The sequence below is a fragment of the Butyricicoccus porcorum genome (genome assembly GCF_002157465.1).
Taxonomy (GTDB): Bacteria; Bacillota; Clostridia; order Oscillospirales; family Butyricicoccaceae; genus Butyricicoccus_A; species Butyricicoccus_A porcorum.
The window spans coordinates 307,151-324,152 of record NZ_NHOC01000002.1; the positions used below are offsets into that span (position 1 = coordinate 307,151).

Consider the following 17,002-nt stretch of genomic DNA (forward strand, 5'->3'; position numbering starts at 1 on the left):
AAAACAATGTGAGAAGAGTGCTGCTATTTTTCAGAAACAATCATATGCTGTTCCAATGGAAGTGGGCGGCAGAAAGGAAAGAGAGAGTTATGAATGAAAACAGCACGCCGGTTCTGGGAAATGAACCGAAGCTGACCGTTGGCACACGAATTGCCTATGGATTCGGCGATACAGCTTGTAACATTGTTTACGGCATGATTTCCGCACTGCTGGTATTGTTCTATACGGACTATGCCGGCGTTTCGGTCGCAACAGTTGGTCTGGTTATGCTGATTTCCCGTATTTTTGACGGAACGAGCGACGCAATCATGGGCGTCATCGTCAGCAAGACCAAGAGCAAATGGGGCAAGGCACGTCCGTGGATTCTGTGGATGTCCATTCCCTACTGTGTTTCTGCGATCGCACTGTTTACGGTACCGCAGACGCAGGGCTCCCTGCAGTTCTGGTACATCTTTATCACCTACAATCTGACAACAACGGTATTCTATACCGCAATTAACGTACCGTATGGTACGCTGTCCACGATGATGACGCGTTCCTCTCACGAGCGCGATATGCTGTCCATCTTCCGCATGTCGCTGGCACCGATTGGCCGCATCATTGCCGTAACCTTCACCCAGCCGGTTGTCAAGCTGTTCGGTGACGATCAGGCAGCCTGGGTTAAGGCCATGACCATGTGGGTTATCCTTGCGTTCATCATGCTGATGATCTGCTTTGTACGCTGCAAGGAAACCGTACATATTGAAGCACAGGAAAGCAAGGACAGCAAGGTATCCCTCGGCAAGTCGCTCAAGGCGCTGCTGGGCAACCAGTATTTCTGGGCATGCCTGATTCTGTGGACTGTTACCTGTGTACACGGTACCATCGTCGGCACCGCACTGCCGTATTACTGCAAGTATCTGCTCCACAACGATACCTGGATGTACAGTGTCCTGTATCTGGGCGAAACGCTGACGCTGGTTGTTGGCGCAATGCTCTGCCCGTTCCTGCTGCGCCGGTTCGGCAAGCGGCAGATTTCTCTGGTCGGTGCGATTGTGGCAGTCGTTGCCCATGCGGCATTCCTGCTGAATCCCGGCAGCTTTACCTGGGCACTGGTTACCTGCATCATCCGTGCACTGGGCGAGGCACCGCTGACGGCAGTTGTCTTCGGCATGCTGGGTGACGTTGTAGAATTCGGTCAGTGGAAAACACATATTCGTCAGGAATCTCTGATTTTTGCCGGCGGCGCAGTTGGATTTAAGCTGGGCAACGGCATCACCAGTGCGATTATCTCCAAGCTGCTGGATGCAGCTGGCTACATCAGCTCGTCTGGTACTTCGGTTGTACAGCCGGATTCGGCACTGGCTATGATTCAGAACATTTACATTTGGGGTCCGATTCTGGTTTGGGTCATTGCAGTCGTTGTACTGGCACTGTACAAGCTGGACAATAAGTATCCTGCCATTATCAAGGAGCTGGCGGAGCGCGAAGCACGCGGCGAAATGTAAGCATGTAAGGAGGAGTACATTCCCATGTTGAAATTAGGTTATAACGAAGCGACCTGCAAGGAAAATTCCTCGGTCGAAAAAGATCTCGAACTGTGCGAAAAGTATGGCTATGACTACATCGAGCTGCGTCTCGATATGCTGAAGGAATACCTGAAGACACATACGGTTGATGACCTCAAGGCATTCTTTGCAAAGAGCCACCTCAAGCCGTTTGCGTTCAATTCGATTGAAAACATCAACTTCTGCACGCCGGAGGAATGGAAGGAGCTCGTAGAGCTGTTTACATTCGGCTGCGAAATCGGACAGCAGATTGGCAACCCGTACATCATCGTTGTTCCAACGGTTACCGATGAAATCTGCACGAAGAACGAGAAGGAAGTCTTTGAGGATTCCGTCAAGGTTCTGAACCAGCTTGCAGATATCGCAGAGCCGTATGGTGTCAAGCTGTCCTTTGAGCCGATCGGCGACAGAAAGTGGTGCTGCAACAGCGTCCGTCAGGCGCTGGAAATTGTACAGGCAGTTAACCGTGACAGCGTTGGCCTGACTGTCGACTGCATCAATGTTTATCTGCACGACAAGTGTGCGGATGTCGACTATATCCGCAAGATTCCGAAGGACAAGCTGTTTGTCTTCCATATCAATGACTGCGAAGACCTGCCGCTCGGTATTCTCGACCACTGCCACCGCCTGATGCCGGGTCTCGGCGCTATTCCGGTGCAGGAGGTTGCAGACGCAGTACAGGCTGTCGGATATGATGGCCCGGCCTGCCTTGAGCTGTTCCGTCCGGAGTACTGGGCAATGGACGCAGAAGCTGTCATCAAGATGGGCGCGGATACCACCCGCCCGTTCCTGGGATAAAAAGCAAATCCATATCAACACAGCACATGAGAGGAGAGAATCATGTTAGACCCGAAGAAAGTAAAAATCGGCATTGCTCCGATTGCATGGACGGAGGATGACATGCCGGAGATGGGCGCGGAGAACAGCTTTCTCCAGACCATCAGTGAAATCGCACTGAGCGGTTATGTCGGCACAGAAATCGGATGCCAGTATCCGAGAAATCCGGCAGTCCTGAACGAGGAATTCGGCCGCCGCGGCATCTCTGCTATCACGGCATGGATCAGCACGTAAAACCGATGTGCGCCGGAATCGTGTCCGGGAGAAGGAACAGGCGGCATTTGATATCCATGACCGCGTCAATTATGCAGTTACCGAAGCAAAATTAAAGGTAAATGCCAAAAAGTCTACTGTTGCACTCAATTTGCAGATTGACGAGCATATTTGTACGATGTACGAATATTTTGAAATCTTCCTCGGACGCATGGTGATGTGCAGACGAGCCGCGGAAATGCTGGGTGCCAAGTTCAAGCTGACAGCCAATGGCAGCAAGGTGCTGTGATGCAACAGGATTGCCCGAAGAAAACAAAAGGTCGCCGGAAGGCGGCCTTTTTTGATGTAATACAATAGCTTTGGTATTTCCGCATTCCTGCGCCGCGGTGGTCTGGGGCTTGGGCTGGGCATTGCTGCCATTGCATACTTTTTAAATCTCATCGCCAATCTCTCCGATCGGGCGGAGTTTTTGAAATATATCACGCCGTTCGGATATACGGAGGGCGCAGATATTGTTACAAACGGCTGTTTGGACATGAAAATGGTACTGCCGGGCATGCTGTATGCTGTCATCGGCATTGCCGTCGCATACTGGAAATACAGCAGGAAAGATATCTGCTGTATTTCAACGCTTTACTTTTTTCTGCATTTGCGTTAAAATAGGCAATGCTTATCAAAAAATGTAGGAATAAAGGAAAAAGTATATGCTTGGAAAGACACATATGGCGGTTGGCGTGGCCGCCGGGCTGGTGGTCATGCATCCGCAGAACATACAGGAGCTGATTGTCGGCACAGGAACGCTTGCCGTTGGCTCGGTCATCAGCGACATTGACATCGGCACCTCGGATTCCCACAAAGAGGCAGATAAGATCATTGCACTCGCTGGGCTGGCATGCTTTGCGGTTGCTGCGGCGGAAGCCACAATGCATCTCGGCATTTATGACAGGCTGATGCGCAACAGCAGCCTGATGCGGATTCTGGCGGGCGTGGCAGCATTCCTGCTGCTCTGTGCGTTTGGGAAGGAACAGCCGCACCGCTCGTTTATGCATTCGATTCCGGCGCTGGTCTTGCTGACGGGGTGTGTGGAGATTATTTTTCCGCTCGCGGCGCCGTATTTTGCGGTTGGATTTGTTTCGCACCTCGCACTCGATTTGTGTAACCGGAGGGATGAACGCCTTCTGTACCCGCTGAAATGGGGGCTGAGCTTTGGCGTGTGCTCGTCCAAGGGACTGGTCAACCGGATTCTGTTTTCTGTGGGTTTTGCTGTTTCTGCGATTACCTTTGCGGTGCTGGTGCTGCAAATTTACGATATCCGCCAACTGCTGCATTTGTTGTAACTGAAAAAGAGAATGGTATGGTCGGTTTTCCGGCACACGCCATTCTCTTCTTTTTGTCTTTTTTTATTCTTTGGGGGCGCAGATGATGTTTTCACATTGCTGATATGCCTCGTTGTGCAGATCGTCTGTGACGATAGAGGCGGATGCGAAGCTGCCGAACGTGACAGAGGAAACCTGGCCAAACTTGCTGGCGTCGCACAGAACATAGCATCTGTGGCAGTGCTCCATCGCGCACTGCTTGATGAGAGCTTCATTGACATCCGGCGTGGTAAAGCCCGCCTCAAAATCGACGCCGTTGCTGCCGAAAAATCCCAATGTAAAATGGTACATTTTCAGATTCATATAGGCTTCGCTGCCGACGAGAGCCTCTGTGACCGCTTTGATCTCGCCGCCGATGATGCGTACCTGTGCGCCGCGCAGGGCCAGCAGCCGGGCGTGCGAGACAGAGTTTGTAACATAGGTGGTCTCGTTGACCGGGAGAAATGGAATCATGCTGCCCGTTGTTGTTCCTGCATCCAGATAGACAAAATCACCCTCCGAAACAAGTCCGGCGGCATAGCGGGCAATCCGCACTTTTTCTTCCTTGTGAATTTCTTCACGCAGAGAGACTGCGTCTTCGCGGGTCAGTACGTTGCTTTTGATATGCGGCGCGACGGCGCCGCCGAAAACTTTAACCAGCTGCCCCTGTTCGTGCAGCGTATTCAGATCCCGACGGATTGTGGATTCAGAGATACCGAGGCGATCCTTGATTTCCTGAAGAGTAATGCTGTCCTTTTCCTCCAGCATTTGCAATATTTTTGAATGGCGCTGCTCCGGGAGCATGGCAGATCCTTCCTTTCGTGACAGATATGGGCGGGGTGCGCCGCGGGAAATAAAAGTCGGCTCACAGCTGCCCTCTGTGTGTGAGGAAGAGGGTCGAACTGTGAGCCGTGCTGTTGAAGGGAAAATACAACGGTGTATTATTCTTCTACATTTTTCTTGAGTATGCCGAGGAGGACGGCGCTGACTACCGTGCCGACAACCAGAGAGATGACATACATCGGGGCATTTCCGACAACCGGGAAGACAAAGATACCGCCGTGCGGCGCCATCAGAGTGCAGTCAAACATCATGGACAGCGCACCGGAAACAGCCGAGCCGATAATGCAGGACGGCAGGACATGTAACGGATCGGAGGCAGCGAACGGGATAGCACCTTCCGTGATGAACGCAAGTCCCATGATAAAGTTGGTTGGGCCGGACTGACGCTCTTCCTTTGTAAATTTCTTTTTGAACAGCAGCGATGCCAGAGCAATTGCACACGGCGGAACCATGCCACCGATCATAACGGCTGCCATAACGTTGTAATTGCCTGCGGCGATAGAGGCCGTACCGAATACATATGCTGCCTTGTTGAACGGGCCGCCCATATCGATTGCCATCATTCCGCCGAGGATCAGGCCTAAGAAAATTTTACCGGAACCGTTCATGTTTGTCAATGTCGTATTGAGCAGTGTATTCAGGGCGCCTACCGGCGGCTCAACGACAAAGGTCATGATGACGCCGACAATCAGGATGCCGAATACAGGATAGAACAGGACGGACGAGATTTTTTCAAGCGACTGTGGGAGCTTTTCAAACAGCTTTTTGAGCAGGAGAATGACATAACCGGCGAGGAAGCCTGCGACCAGCGCGCCGAGGAAGCCGGATTTGCCGTTGGCGGCAATTGCACCGCCGACAAAGCCGAGCGCGAGTCCCGGACGATCCGCGATGCTCATTGCGATGTAGCCCGCGAGTACCGGCAGCATGAAGCCGAAGGCAATTCCGCCAATGCTTTTCAGCGTTGCGGCAATCGGAGTGATGGTACCGAAGTTGGCGCGCGCTTCTTCGGAGAGCGCGGTCATATCGACACATAAACCGTCAATCAGAAAGGCGAGTGCAATCAGAATACCGCCGCCGATAACGAACGGGAGCATGTGGGAGACGCCGCTCATCAGATGGACATACAGCTGATGACCAATCGAACCGCCACTCTTTGCGGATGTGTCTGTATGTGCGCCGCCACTTGCGGATTCATAGACCGGCACATTGCCGCTCATGGCGCGTGAAACCAACTCGTCCGCCTTGCTGATGCCGTCGGATACCTGGCATTCAATCAGCTTTTTGCCGTGGAACCGATCCATCGGCACCTTTGCGTCCGCTGCGATGATAATACAGTCCGCGTCTGCAATTTCCTGTGCAGTCACAACATTTTTTGCGCCGCTCGAACCGCGGGTTTCGACCTTCAGGAAGCAGTTGTGTGCCTTGGCGGCCTTTTCAAGTGCTTCGGCTGCCATATAGGTGTGAGCGATGCCGGTCGGACAGGAAGTAACCGCCAGAATTTTGAACGATGCGTCTGTCATGGACTGCGTTGTCTCGATGGATGCGTCCAGATCCGGGCGTTCCTCATCCGCTTTGTCGATGATTGCAAGGAATTCTTCGACGGTTTTTGCGTTTTTCAGCTTTTCAATGAATTCTTCGTCCATCAGCATCATGGACAGTTTGCTCAGTACATCCAGATGGATGTTATCCTTTGTGTTGGGGGCGGCGATCAGAAAGACAATGTGTACCGGTTCATCGTCGAGGGAGTCGAAGTCCACACCGTTCGGAATGACCATTGCCGCGAGCCCCGGACGGGTTACAGCAGCACCCTTGCCGTGCGGAATGGCAATGCCTTCACCGATGCCGGTTGTGCTTTCCTCTTCTCTGGCGTAAACCAGCTTGCGATACGCTTCCCGGTCGTCGATTTTTCCGCTTTTGCACATCAGATCGATGGCCATATCCAGTGCTTCCTTCTTGGATGAGGGAGCCGCATGGAGTTCCACGCTGCGTGCGTCCAGCAAATCTGTGATTCTCATAAAATCCTCCTTCTTACATAGTATACCATTCTCTTATAATGTGGCATATAGCTGCTCGATTTCTGCTTTTGTTGCCAGCAGTTCGGAAAATGCGCTGGCGCTGCCGGCGGCGACACCCATTTTAAATGCATGGCTGTAGTCTCCTGTCTCCAGCCATCCCGCGAGGAAGCCCGCTACCATCGAATCACCTGCGCCAACACCATTGACCAGCGTTCCCTTTGGCGCGTGCGTTTCATAAAAGCTGCCATCCTCCGCGACGAGAACCGCGCCTTCTCCTGCCATCGAAATGAGAACATTACGCGCCCCCATCTCCTGGAGCTTTTTTGCATATGGTACTACGGCGCTGCGGGTTTTCAGTTCAACGCCGAAAATTTCACCCAGCTCATGATTGTTCGGCTTGATGAGGAACGGATGGTACCGCAGGACATTCACCAAAAGCTCCCGTGTTGCATCGACCACAATCAGAACATGCTTATCTTTGAGCCGTTTCATGATATCCATATACATGGAATCCGGCATGGAGGATGGAATGCTGCCCGCAAGCACCAGCATGTCAGTGTCAGTCAGATCATCCAGCAGCCGCATCAGTTCTTCAATCTTTTCGGCGGAGATAGCGGGTCCCATGCCGTTGATTTCCGTGCCCTCAATGGAGCGGAGCTTCATGTTGATGCGGGAAATACCGGATTCAATCGGGATGAATTTCGACAGGCAGCCGATTCCTTCCACACGCCTGCGAATTTCCTCTCCCGTAAAGCCTGCGACAAAACCGAGCGCCGTGGTCTCCAGACCGAGGTTATTCAGGACAATCGAAACATTGATGCCCTTTCCACCGGGAAGGATCTGCTCGAAGGTCGTCCGGTTTGTCATGCCGAGTTGGAAGTCATCTACCGCAACAATATAATCCAGCGATGGATTAAACGTTACTGTGTAAATCATGTTCTCTCTCCTTTCGTTTTTCTTGACTATAGTATATAACAGCAGACGGTCAAAATCAATCAAACTAATTCACAAAAATGCAGGATATTTTTTGTATATCGTTCATAAAAAATCATTTACATTCAAACTCGGTTAAAAGGTGCGTGGGCGTACAGCAGATTCGCCGGGCTCCGTTTCTCTGTCCAGACAAAAATCTGCTGTATAAAGCGATACCGGGATATTGAAAAAACGACTGCGGGTGGATATAATAGGAACAGGATAACGGCGTCTGAAAAAACTGTCGTTATCTTTTTTTATCAATGTTTTCACTCAGCATAGAAAAATGGAAGGAGAAAACATGAATGTATTTGATATCATCGGGCCGGTAATGGTTGGCCCGTCCAGCTCACACACAGCGGGCGCGGTAAAAATCGGATATGTCTCGCGCAAGCTGCTGGCAGAACCGCTGAAAAAGGCAGAGATCCTGCTGTACGGTTCCTTTCTGGCGACCGGCAGAGGACATGGCACAACGCTCGCGCTTGTCGCAGGACTGCTCGGCATGAAGACAGATGACAGCCGCATTCCGGACAGCATGCGCATTGCGGAGGAGCGCGGCATTGAAATCACCTTCGGAGAGGCGGAGCTGCGCGACGCGCACCCGAATTCCGTCCAGCTCATCCTGACTGGCATTGACGGAAGAAAGCTGGAGGTTGTCGGGGAATCCATCGGCGGCTCGCGCATCAATATTGCGGGGATCGACGGCATTTCCACAAACTTTTCCGGCGATTATCCGACGCTGATTGTCCACAACCTCGACCAGCCCGGGCATGTCGCGGAGGTCACGAGCATGCTGGCACATAAGTCGGTCAATATTGCCACGATGCAGCTGTACCGTGCTTCGCGCGGCGGCTATGCTGTTATGGTCATCGAATGTGACCAGGAGGTGCCGAAGGAGTCTATCGCATGGCTGGAACACCTCGAGGGTGTACAGAAGGTCACCTATTACAGCCTGAAGGACGGTGAATGACAATGAGCTTTGAAAAATTACAGGAAATTTTGGATTGCACACAGGAACGGCACATTCCGTTCTGGAAAGTCATTCTGGAAGATGACTGCACGGAGCGAAGCGTGTCCGAAGAGGAATCCTTTGAGACCATGCGCCATATGTACCGCGCAATGAAGGAAGCCGACACAGCCTACGACGCAGAGCTGCGTTCTGCCAGCGGCATGGCGGGCGGCGACGGTGCGAAGCTCGAGCAGTTCCGCAGGCAGGGAAATCATCTGGTCGGCGACTATCTGTCCGAGGTTATGGAAAAGGCTGTCAAAATGGCGGAGTCCAATGCCTGCATGCGCCGCATTGTCGCGGCACCGACCGCAGGCTCCTGCGGTGTCATCCCCGCTGTACTGCTCACATATCAAAAACAGAAGGGAACAGAAGAGAATCGCATGGTTGAAGCACTGTTTGTCGCGGCAGGCATCGGCGAGGTGATCGCCGCCAGTGCGAGCATTGCGGGTGCGGAGGGCGGCTGTCAGGCGGAGATCGGCTCTGCAAGCGCCATGGCTGCCGGGGCGGTCGCTTATCTGGAAAACGGCGGGGAAGAAGACATTGTGCATGCGGCGGCACTGGCGCTGAAAAACATGCTCGGTCTGACCTGTGACCCGGTTGCGGGTCTGGTAGAGGTACCGTGCATCAAGCGAAATGTTTCCGGTGCGGTCAATGCGGTGACAAGTTCCCAGATGGCGCTTGCCGGCGTCCGCAGTGTCATTCCGCCGGATGAGGTCATCGATTCCATGCGCCGCATCGGCAGACTGCTGCCCGCCTGCCTGCGCGAGACAAGCCAGGAGGGGCTTGCAACAACCCCAACCGGACAGCAGGTAGCAAAGCGTATGCGCAGCTGAGGACGCTGCGCAGGTATCAATTTGACAGAATGGCAGAAATATGATACCATACTCTTCCACTGTGAAATGAATGGGGAAAGAGGAAACGATGGAAACACGACTCCGGATTTTGGAAGCGGTTGACCAACCGCGCGATTCCATTTGGGATCGATTTCAGGAATATGCTGAGGTGACGGCAGTGCGTGACGGCGAATGTGCGTACCACCTGCTGTGTGAGCAGAAGTTTGACCTTGTGTTTCTCAACCTGATGCTGAGCGGACTGGATGGTCTGGAACTGCTGCGGCGCATCCGGCAGCAGGAACTGTGCGGGTTTGTCGTACTGACCAGCGAATTTCCCGATTTCCGGTATGCGCAGCAGGGGATTTTATATGGCGCGTTTGATTATCTGCTGCGCCCGCTGACGGAGGAAACGCTGCTGCCTGTCCTGCTGCGCGTGCGCGACCGCATGGGACAGGCAGATTCGGTTTTGCAGCAGGAGAGCGTTGCGCTGGCGGAAGAGATGGGTTCACCGCAGCTCCCGCAGCGTTTTGACGAGGTGGTACAGGCACTTGCCGGGATTCAACAGGGAAACGATGCCCGTATCGATGTCATGGTGCGCACACTTTACCGAGCTGTCGTGGAGCGCACCTTCGCAGACCGCCCGTGGCTGTCGCGCTTTGAGCAGCCGGAGGCATATGATACCATCGACTGGATGGGCGCCGGCAGCCCGAGTATGGTGCGCGATTATTGCAGGAGAAGGCTGGGAGAGCTGAGTGACAGGATTGCCATCCTGTATCCAAAGACGGGCTGCGCCAAGCTGGACAGCATCCTGCTCTATCTGTTGGACAATGTGGATGGCGGCTGCCTGCAAAAGGATGTGGCGGCAGCGCATTATCTCAGCAATACGGCGCTCAGTGAGCTGTTCCGCAGTCAGTTGGGACGGTCATATCGCAGCTATGTTACGGATATCAAGATGCTGCGCGCACAGTATCTGCTCCAATACACCGACCAGAAGATATATGAAATCAGCGCGCAACTGGGTTACCGGGATGTGAATTATTTTTCCCGTATTTTCCGGCAGCGCTATGGCGTTCCGCTCTCGCAGTACCGGCAGCAGACACAGGATTATCAAATTTGAATCAGGGCACCTCCAAAGGAAGAATTTTCCCGAGGGGGTGCTTTTTATGTGCAGACACAGCGCGTTACGCGGAAAAACAGGAAAATACGGTAAATTTTTCAGGAATCTGCCAAAATCCATGAAAAATTTCATAATTCTGGAAAAGGGGTTGCATCTCGAGCAGGGGACAGATATAATAGCCACATTAAATCTACTAAACCTACAGAATAAGTAGGAATAAGAAAATGAAAGGGATGATTGTTTATGCAGTACGAAACCGACCGACAGAATCTCCCTCTTCTGCGAATGCGATGTTGTGGATGACAGACAGACGCACACACAACGATATCGAATAAAAGAAAGAGGAATCTATGATGACATACAAAAAGAGAGTATCTGCTATTTTACTGGCATCCGCACTGACCGTCGGCGTGCTGGCGGGCTGCGGAAGCACGTCGGACAGCAGTTCGGCTTCCGGTTCCGGAGAAAACGGCGGCTCGGTTGAGCTGACCAATGTATCGTATGACCCGACTCGTGAGCTGTATGAGGCATACAACAAGGCATTTGCGGCGCACTGGAAGGAACAGACGGGTCAGGATGTCACAGTAACGCAGTCGCATGGCGGTTCGGGCAAGCAGGCGCTTGAAGTTGCAAACGGTTTGGAAGCAGATGTTGTGACGCTGGCGCTGGAGGGCGATGTCGATGCAATCAAGGATGCCGGTCTGATTGAGGACGGTTATACCGAAGAATTTGACAACGACAGCGCACCGTATACGTCCTCCATTGTCTTCCTGGTTCGCAAGGGCAATCCGAAGAACATTCAGGACTGGGATGACCTGCTGCGCGATGATGTCGGCGTCATCACGCCGAATCCCAAGACCTCCGGCGGTGCACGCTGGAATTACCTCGCGGCGTGGTACTATTTCGAGAAGCAGGGTCAGAGTGAGGAGCAGATCAAGGAGAGCATGAAGACACTGTACTCTCATGTACTGGTTCTCGACTCCGGCGCACGCGGTTCGACGACATCCTTTGTGGAAAACAAGCAGGGCGATGTGCTGCTGGCGTGGGAGAACGAAGCATTCCTGTCGCTGGAGGAGTATCCGGGCGAATATGAGATTGTCATTCCATCCGTATCCATTCTGTGCCAGCCGACCGTAGCGGTTGTAGATGAGGTTGTGGACAGCCGCGGTACGCGCGATGTGGCGACCGAATATCTGAACTATCTGTACTCCGACGAGGCACAGCGCTTAGAGGCAGAGAACTTCTATCGCCCGTCAAATGAGGAAATCCTGAAGGAATACACATCGGACAGCGAAAGCAGAACCATAACGGAAATTCCGGAAGACAACAAGTGGATTGTTTCCGATGGCTTTGAGCTGACCAATATTGACCATTTTGGCGGCTGGACGGAAGCAACCGAGAAGCATTTTGTCGACGGCGGCATATTTGACAGCATTTACGAAGAAAAATAACGAGATTCATCTGTACGGGGCGGGCAGAAATGCCCGCCCCCGGTGAAGACAGCGGAAAGGAATGAATCACTTTGAAAAAAAAGAGAAAACAGAGGAGGGTTATACCGGGGTTCGGTTTGTCGCTGGGCATTACTGTCACGCTGCTCAGCTTGATCGTTGTCATTCCGCTGTGTTCACTGGTAGTTTTCTCCTCACAGTTATCATTTTCAGAATTTATTGAGACCATCACCAGTCCGCGTGTGCTGGCGAGCTATCGGGTCAGTTTTCAGACAGCACTGATTGCTTCGCTCATCAATGCAGTGGTCGGACTGATCATTGCATGGGTGCTGGTTCGGTATCAGTTCCCGGGCAAGCGCATCATGGACGGACTGATTGAGGTTCCGTTTGCACTGCCGACGGCGGTTGCCGGCATTTCACTGACTCATATGACAGTTGACAGCGGCTGGGTTGGCAGTATCTTCCATAAATTCGGCATTGAAATTGCGTATACGCGCATTGGCATCACGATTGCACTGGTTTTTATCGGCATTCCGTTTGTTGTGCGTTCCGTCCAGCCGGTGCTGGAAAAGCTCGATCCGCAGTACGAGGAGGCGGCGAGCATGCTTGGCGCGGGCCGCACCTACAGCTTCTTCCGAATTATCTTCCCGGAAATCTTTCCCGCACTCGTCGCGGGCTTCACGATGGCATTTGCCCGCAGCCTCGGCGAATACGGCAGTGTGGTATTTATCGCGGGCAATACCCCATTTAAAACGGAGATCACACCGCTGCTCATCATGTCCCAGTTACAGGAATATGACTATGCGAGCGCAACCTCGATTGCGCTGGTCATGCTGGCAGCCGCGTTCCTGATTTTGTTTGTCAACGCAGTCCTGCAAAGCAGGGCTTCCAAAATTGTCAGTGGCATCGGATAAGGAGGGATTTGCTTTGAAACAGAACGAACAGTCCGGCGCTGTCAAATGGCTGCTCATTGCGTTCAGCGCGGTTTTTCTGGCGGTGATGCTGGTTCTGCCGCTGGTGTATGTCCTGATTACGGCGTTCCGCGAGGGCATACAGCCCTACCTTGAGGCAGTCACTGATAAGTATGCGCTCAAGTCCATCCAGCTGACGCTGGAGGCGACCGTGATTGCGGTTATCGTCAACACAGTATTCGGGCTTTTCGCCTCATGGTCTATCACAAAGTTTCAGTTCCGCGGGAAAAAGATCATCTCCACACTGATCGACTTGCCACTGACGGTTTCGCCGATTATTGCAGGCCTGATTTATGTCCTGACTTTCGGACGGCAGAGCTTCCTGTATCCATATCTAAAAAGCGCACACATCTCGATCATTTATGCCGTTCCGGGCATTGTACTCGCAACCATCTTTGTCACCTTCCCGTTTATCTCGCGTGAGATTATTCCCGTGCTGACGGCAGCAGGTAAGGACGAGGAGGAAGCGGCAGCGCTGATGGGCGCAGGCGGCTGGACGATTTTCCGGCGCGTCACCTTCCCACATATCAAATGGGCATTGCTGTACGGCATCGTGCTGTGCACGGCGCGTGCTATGGGAGAATTCGGTGCGGTATCCGTTCTCTCCGGACATCTGAGAGGCAAGACAAATACCATGCCGCTGTACATTGAGCTGCTGTATCAGGGCTATGACTTCACCGGCGCCTTTGCCGTATCATCGATTCTGGTTGTCATGGCGATCATCATTCTGGTTCTTCGCAGTGTATTGGAATACCGGGGCAGGAAAAACGAGGAGTAAGCATGGAAAAGAACTATTATGTCGAGCTGAAAGGAGTCAATAAGAGCTTTGGCAGCTTTCAGGCATCGAAAGATATCAGTTTTGGAATAGAAAAAGGCAAGCTGATCGGTCTGCTGGGGCCGAGCGGCAGCGGCAAAACCACCATTCTCCGCATGCTGGCGGGACTGGAAACCGCTGACAGCGGCGATATTATCATCGACGGCAAGGTGGTCAACGATGTACCGGCAAGTAAGCGCGGCATCGGCTTTGTCTTTCAGAATTATGCACTGTTCCGCTATCTGACTGTATATGAAAATATCGCATTCGGTCTGAAGGTACAGAAGTGGCCGAAGGACAAAATCCGGGCGCGTGTGGAGGAAATGCTCCGTCTGATCGGGCTGGAAGATACCGCAAAGCGTTATCCCAACCAGTTGTCCGGCGGACAGCGGCAGCGCATTGCGTTTGCTCGTGCACTTGCTCCGCAGCCGCAGCTGCTTCTGCTTGACGAGCCGTTCGCCGCGGTCGACGCAAAGGTGCGGCAGGAACTGCGCAGCTGGCTGCGCGAGATGATTTCGGCAGTCGGCGTCACGAGTATTTTTGTCACGCACGACCAGGACGAGGCGATTGAGGTTGCGGATGAGATCATCATTACCAATCAAGGCCACATTGAACAGATCGGCACACCGAAGGACATTTATCGTCAGCCGGATACGCCGTTTGTCGCACAGTTTATCGGGCAGTCGTCCATTGTCGAGGATTTCCGCAGATTCGCAGGCTTTGCACATGCGGGCAGCAACGCGACACGCGCCGCTGTCCGTCCGGAATACATCAGCGTTTCCAAACAGGGCGAACCGCTCCGGTTCCCGGTCAATACCGAGACCGGCGTGGTCGAACGCACTGCTTTCCGCGGCAGCGAAATCGAATTGACCATCCGCGTCAAGGATACGCTGCTGACGGCGAAGCGCTTACTGGATGATACACCGGTTTCCGTCGGTGAAACAGTGCGCGTTTTCATCTATCGTCTGTATGCTTTCGACAACGAAAAAGCATATGTCATTGAAAATGAGGCGTTGACTTCGCCGGATTCGGTCGTCATTTAACAGGGGGGGACATTCTGTGAAAACAACAATTCTGGACACGGATGTTCTCATCCTCGGCGGCGGTGCAGCGGGATGCTATGCCGCGATTACCCTGCGCGAAAAGGCACCGGATGCAAGGGTGCTCATTCTGGAAAAAGCGGATATCCGGCGCAGCGGCTGCCTTGCAGCGGGTGTCAATGCACTCAACGCCTATATTGTGCCGGGCAAGACGCCGGATTTTTACGTCGATTATGCAAAGAAGGACGCACACGGCATTGTGCGTGAGGATTTATTGCTCAGTATGAGCGAGCGGCTCAACCAGGTGACACATCGTCTGGAGCAGCTCGGACTTGTCATTCTGAAGGATGAAAAGGGAAATTATGTCACGCGCGGCAATCGAAATGTGAAGATCAACGGCGAGAACATCAAGCCGCTGCTGGCGCAGGCGGTGCGGGAATGTCCGAATGTAACGGTCATGAACCGCGTCAATGCGGTGGATTATATTGTGGAAAATGGCCGTATCGCGGGCGTGTTCGCCAACGATGTGCGCAAACAGGAGCTGTATTTTATCCGTTGCCGCGCATGTATCTGCGCGACCGGCGGCGCGGCGGGACTGTACCGCCCCAATCATCCGGGCTTTTCACGGCACAAGATGTGGTATCCGCCATTTAACACCGGAGCGGGCTATGCGATGGGCATCCGCGCAGGGGCGGAAATGACGACATTTGAAATGCGCTTTATCGCGCTGCGCTGTAAGGACACGATTGCACCGACCGGTACACTCGCACAGGGCGTCGGCGCCAAGCAGGTCAATACACATGGCGAGGTCTATGAACAGAAATACGGTCTGACGACTTCCCAGCGTGTATATGGCACTGTGATGGAAAACCGAGAGGGGCGCGGCCCTTGCTATCTGCGCACAAAGGGCATTACGCGCGAGCAGGCGGACAGCCTGAAAAAGGCGTATCTGAACATGGCGCCGTCCCAGACACTCAAATGGCTGGAAAATGGCAGCTCTCCGGACGAAGAAAACGTCGAAATTGAGGGTACAGAGCCATATATCGTCGGAGGACACACTGCGAGCGGCTATTGGGTGGACGCTGACCGCATGACAACCATTGACGGCCTGTTTGCGGCGGGCGATGTAGCGGGCGGAAGCCCACAGAAATATGTCACCGGCGCACTGGCCGAAGGCGAGATTGCGGCGGAAGCCGCAGCGGCGTATGTACAGAAACCGATGGGCAGCGTTTCTGAGGAATATATCGGGCAGCGCGAAGAAGAAATACAGAAGTATTTTGAAAATACAGGGCTGTTCACGACCGAACAGCTGGAAGAAGCCATGCAGGGCATCATGGATCATTACGCGGGCGGCATCAGCACAGATTACGGCTTTACCGAATCCGGCTTGCAGTTGGCTGACCGAAAAATTCAGCGGCTGCTCCGCCTGAGTGACAGTGTTCATGTCTCCGATATGCAGGAGCTGACGCGACTGTTTGAGCTGCGGGAACGCCTGCTTGTCTGCCGCGTGGTCATCGCGCATCTGGCGGATCGAAAGGAAACCCGCTGGCACTGCTTCGCGGAAAATCTGGATCATCCGCAGAGTGATGACAGCTGGCTGAAATATGTCAATTCCCGTTATGAAAACGGTGAAATCCACATGCTCCACCGTGAGCTGGTAGGGAGGCACGAGCGATATGAGCATTCACATTGACCGGAATACATGCATCGGCTGTGGGCGATGCGCCAATATCTGTCCGGGCACACTGTTCTGTATGACAGATGGACGGGCGTCTCTGCGCTATCCGGAAGAATGCTGGGGCTGTGTGTCCTGCGTCAAGGAATGCCCGGTTCATGCGATTTCGCTGTATCTCGGCGCCGACATCGGCGGCATGGGCAGCCGCATGACGGTGCGACGCGAGGACAGCCTGCTGCACTGGACGGTTGCCCGCCCGGATCATACAACGGAAACCATCACGGTCGATACGCGTGATGCAAACAAATATTAA

The 17,002-nt window shown here is 53.3% G+C and carries 18 protein-coding genes; 15 read left to right on the forward strand and 3 right to left on the reverse strand.

The window, feature by feature from the left end; all coding sequences use genetic code 11:
• Nucleotides 1-89 precede the first annotated feature (89 nt).
• The 6 genes from CBW42_RS02880 (at nt 90) to CBW42_RS02905 (ending at nt 3,934) form a co-directional block, all read left to right on the forward strand.
• Nucleotides 90-1,487, forward strand: a complete 1,398-nt coding sequence (locus CBW42_RS02880) for an MFS transporter (RefSeq protein ID WP_087017558.1) — start codon at nt 90-92, stop codon at nt 1,485-1,487.
• Between the two features lie 24 nt (nt 1,488-1,511).
• Nucleotides 1,512-2,345 carry a sugar phosphate isomerase/epimerase family protein gene (locus CBW42_RS02885; RefSeq protein ID WP_242969767.1) on the forward strand — a complete coding sequence of 278 codons (834 nt, stop codon included), beginning with the start codon at nt 1,512-1,514 and terminating at the stop codon, nt 2,343-2,345.
• A 42-nt stretch (nt 2,346-2,387) separates the two neighbouring features.
• Nucleotides 2,388-2,618, forward strand: a complete 231-nt coding sequence (locus CBW42_RS02890; RefSeq protein ID WP_242969768.1) for an IolE/MocC family protein — start codon at nt 2,388-2,390, stop codon at nt 2,616-2,618.
• Nucleotides 2,619-2,625: 7 nt separating this feature from the next.
• Nucleotides 2,626-2,886 (forward strand): hypothetical protein, encoded by a 261-nt coding sequence (locus CBW42_RS02895; RefSeq protein WP_407922948.1) that lies wholly within the window; start codon nt 2,626-2,628, stop codon nt 2,884-2,886.
• A gap of 180 nt (nt 2,887-3,066) precedes the next feature.
• The gene (locus tag CBW42_RS14795) at nt 3,067-3,255 is read left to right on the forward strand and encodes a hypothetical protein (RefSeq protein ID WP_205703602.1); all 189 of its coding nucleotides are present in this window, start codon (nt 3,067-3,069) and stop codon (nt 3,253-3,255) included.
• 46 nt (nt 3,256-3,301) lie between these two features.
• Nucleotides 3,302-3,934 (forward strand): metal-dependent hydrolase, encoded by a 633-nt coding sequence (locus tag CBW42_RS02905; RefSeq protein ID WP_087017560.1) that lies wholly within the window; start codon nt 3,302-3,304, stop codon nt 3,932-3,934.
• A gap of 63 nt (nt 3,935-3,997) precedes the next feature.
• On the opposite strand, the gene CBW42_RS02910 is transcribed toward CBW42_RS02905, so the two are convergent.
• The 3 genes from CBW42_RS02910 to pfkB all read right to left on the reverse strand — a co-directional run bounded on the left by CBW42_RS02910 (nt 3,998) and on the right by pfkB (nt 7,746).
• Entirely contained in the window at nt 3,998-4,756 is a 759-nt protein-coding gene (locus CBW42_RS02910) for a DeoR/GlpR family DNA-binding transcription regulator (protein WP_087017562.1), read from the reverse strand.
• A gap of 137 nt (nt 4,757-4,893) precedes the next feature.
• Nucleotides 4,894-6,810, reverse strand: a complete 1,917-nt coding sequence (locus CBW42_RS02915; RefSeq protein ID WP_087017564.1) for a PTS fructose transporter subunit IIABC — start codon at nt 6,808-6,810, stop codon at nt 4,894-4,896.
• A gap of 33 nt (nt 6,811-6,843) precedes the next feature.
• Nucleotides 6,844-7,746: a 1-phosphofructokinase gene (gene pfkB, locus CBW42_RS02920; RefSeq protein ID WP_087017566.1), complete on the reverse strand. Its 903-nt coding sequence runs from the start codon at nt 7,744-7,746 to the stop codon at nt 6,844-6,846.
• 337 nt (nt 7,747-8,083) lie between these two features.
• Here pfkB and sdaAB point away from each other — a divergent pair, with 337 nt between their 5' ends.
• The 9 genes from sdaAB (at nt 8,084) to CBW42_RS02965 (ending at nt 17,002) form a co-directional block, all read left to right on the forward strand.
• Entirely contained in the window at nt 8,084-8,752 is a 669-nt protein-coding gene (sdaAB, locus tag CBW42_RS02925; RefSeq protein ID WP_087017568.1) for an L-serine ammonia-lyase, iron-sulfur-dependent subunit beta, read from the forward strand.
• A 2-nt stretch (nt 8,753-8,754) separates the two neighbouring features.
• Nucleotides 8,755-9,624, forward strand: a complete 870-nt coding sequence (gene sdaAA / locus CBW42_RS02930; protein WP_087017803.1) for an L-serine ammonia-lyase, iron-sulfur-dependent, subunit alpha — start codon at nt 8,755-8,757, stop codon at nt 9,622-9,624.
• Nucleotides 9,625-9,712: 88 nt separating this feature from the next.
• Nucleotides 9,713-10,741, forward strand: coding sequence for a response regulator transcription factor (locus CBW42_RS02935; protein WP_165761024.1), 1,029 nt, complete (start codon nt 9,713-9,715; stop codon nt 10,739-10,741).
• 350 nt (nt 10,742-11,091) lie between these two features.
• On the forward strand, nt 11,092-12,192 hold the full coding sequence (locus tag CBW42_RS02940) for a sulfate ABC transporter substrate-binding protein (RefSeq protein WP_087017572.1): 1,101 nt from the start codon (nt 11,092-11,094) through the stop codon (nt 12,190-12,192).
• 71 nt (nt 12,193-12,263) lie between these two features.
• Nucleotides 12,264-13,103: a sulfate ABC transporter permease subunit CysT gene (cysT, locus tag CBW42_RS02945; RefSeq protein WP_087017574.1), complete on the forward strand. Its 840-nt coding sequence runs from the start codon at nt 12,264-12,266 to the stop codon at nt 13,101-13,103.
• A 13-nt stretch (nt 13,104-13,116) separates the two neighbouring features.
• Nucleotides 13,117-13,938 (forward strand): sulfate ABC transporter permease subunit CysW, encoded by an 822-nt coding sequence (gene cysW, locus CBW42_RS02950; RefSeq protein ID WP_087017576.1) that lies wholly within the window; start codon nt 13,117-13,119, stop codon nt 13,936-13,938.
• Nucleotides 13,939-13,940: 2 nt separating this feature from the next.
• Complete coding sequence (locus tag CBW42_RS02955) at nt 13,941-15,017, forward strand: sulfate/molybdate ABC transporter ATP-binding protein (protein WP_087017578.1); 1,077 nt, start codon at nt 13,941-13,943, stop codon at nt 15,015-15,017.
• A 16-nt stretch (nt 15,018-15,033) separates the two neighbouring features.
• Nucleotides 15,034-16,707, forward strand: a complete 1,674-nt coding sequence (locus CBW42_RS02960; protein ID WP_087017580.1) for an adenylyl-sulfate reductase subunit alpha — start codon at nt 15,034-15,036, stop codon at nt 16,705-16,707.
• Nucleotides 16,691-17,002, forward strand: coding sequence for a 4Fe-4S dicluster domain-containing protein (locus CBW42_RS02965; RefSeq protein WP_087017582.1), 312 nt, complete (start codon nt 16,691-16,693; stop codon nt 17,000-17,002). Before CBW42_RS02960 ends, CBW42_RS02965 begins: the two co-directional genes overlap by 17 nt.

Bases quoted from the DNA above. Each gene is read 5' to 3' on its own strand.
- CBW42_RS02890 (WP_242969768.1), top strand. From the start codon at position 2,388: ATGTTAGACCCGAAGAAAGTAAAAATCGGCATTGCTCCGATTGCATGG.
- CBW42_RS02965 (WP_087017582.1), top strand. From the start codon at position 16,691: ATGAGCATTCACATTGACCGGAATACATGCATCGGCTGTGGGCGATGC.
- pfkB (WP_087017566.1), bottom strand. From the start codon at position 7,746: ATGATTTACACAGTAACGTTTAATCCATCGCTGGATTATATTGTTGCG.
- CBW42_RS02935 (WP_165761024.1), top strand. From the start codon at position 9,713: ATGGAAACACGACTCCGGATTTTGGAAGCGGTTGACCAACCGCGCGAT.
- CBW42_RS02910 (WP_087017562.1), bottom strand. From the start codon at position 4,756: ATGCTCCCGGAGCAGCGCCATTCAAAAATATTGCAAATGCTGGAGGAA.
- sdaAA (WP_087017803.1), top strand. From the start codon at position 8,755: ATGAGCTTTGAAAAATTACAGGAAATTTTGGATTGCACACAGGAACGG.
- CBW42_RS02940 (WP_087017572.1), top strand. From the start codon at position 11,092: ATGATGACATACAAAAAGAGAGTATCTGCTATTTTACTGGCATCCGCA.
- sdaAB (WP_087017568.1), top strand. From the start codon at position 8,084: ATGAATGTATTTGATATCATCGGGCCGGTAATGGTTGGCCCGTCCAGC.
- CBW42_RS02905 (WP_087017560.1), top strand. From the start codon at position 3,302: ATGCTTGGAAAGACACATATGGCGGTTGGCGTGGCCGCCGGGCTGGTG.
- CBW42_RS02880 (WP_087017558.1), top strand. From the start codon at position 90: ATGAATGAAAACAGCACGCCGGTTCTGGGAAATGAACCGAAGCTGACC.
- CBW42_RS02885 (WP_242969767.1), top strand. From the start codon at position 1,512: ATGTTGAAATTAGGTTATAACGAAGCGACCTGCAAGGAAAATTCCTCG.
- CBW42_RS02955 (WP_087017578.1), top strand. From the start codon at position 13,941: ATGGAAAAGAACTATTATGTCGAGCTGAAAGGAGTCAATAAGAGCTTT.
- CBW42_RS02915 (WP_087017564.1), bottom strand. From the start codon at position 6,810: ATGAGAATCACAGATTTGCTGGACGCACGCAGCGTGGAACTCCATGCG.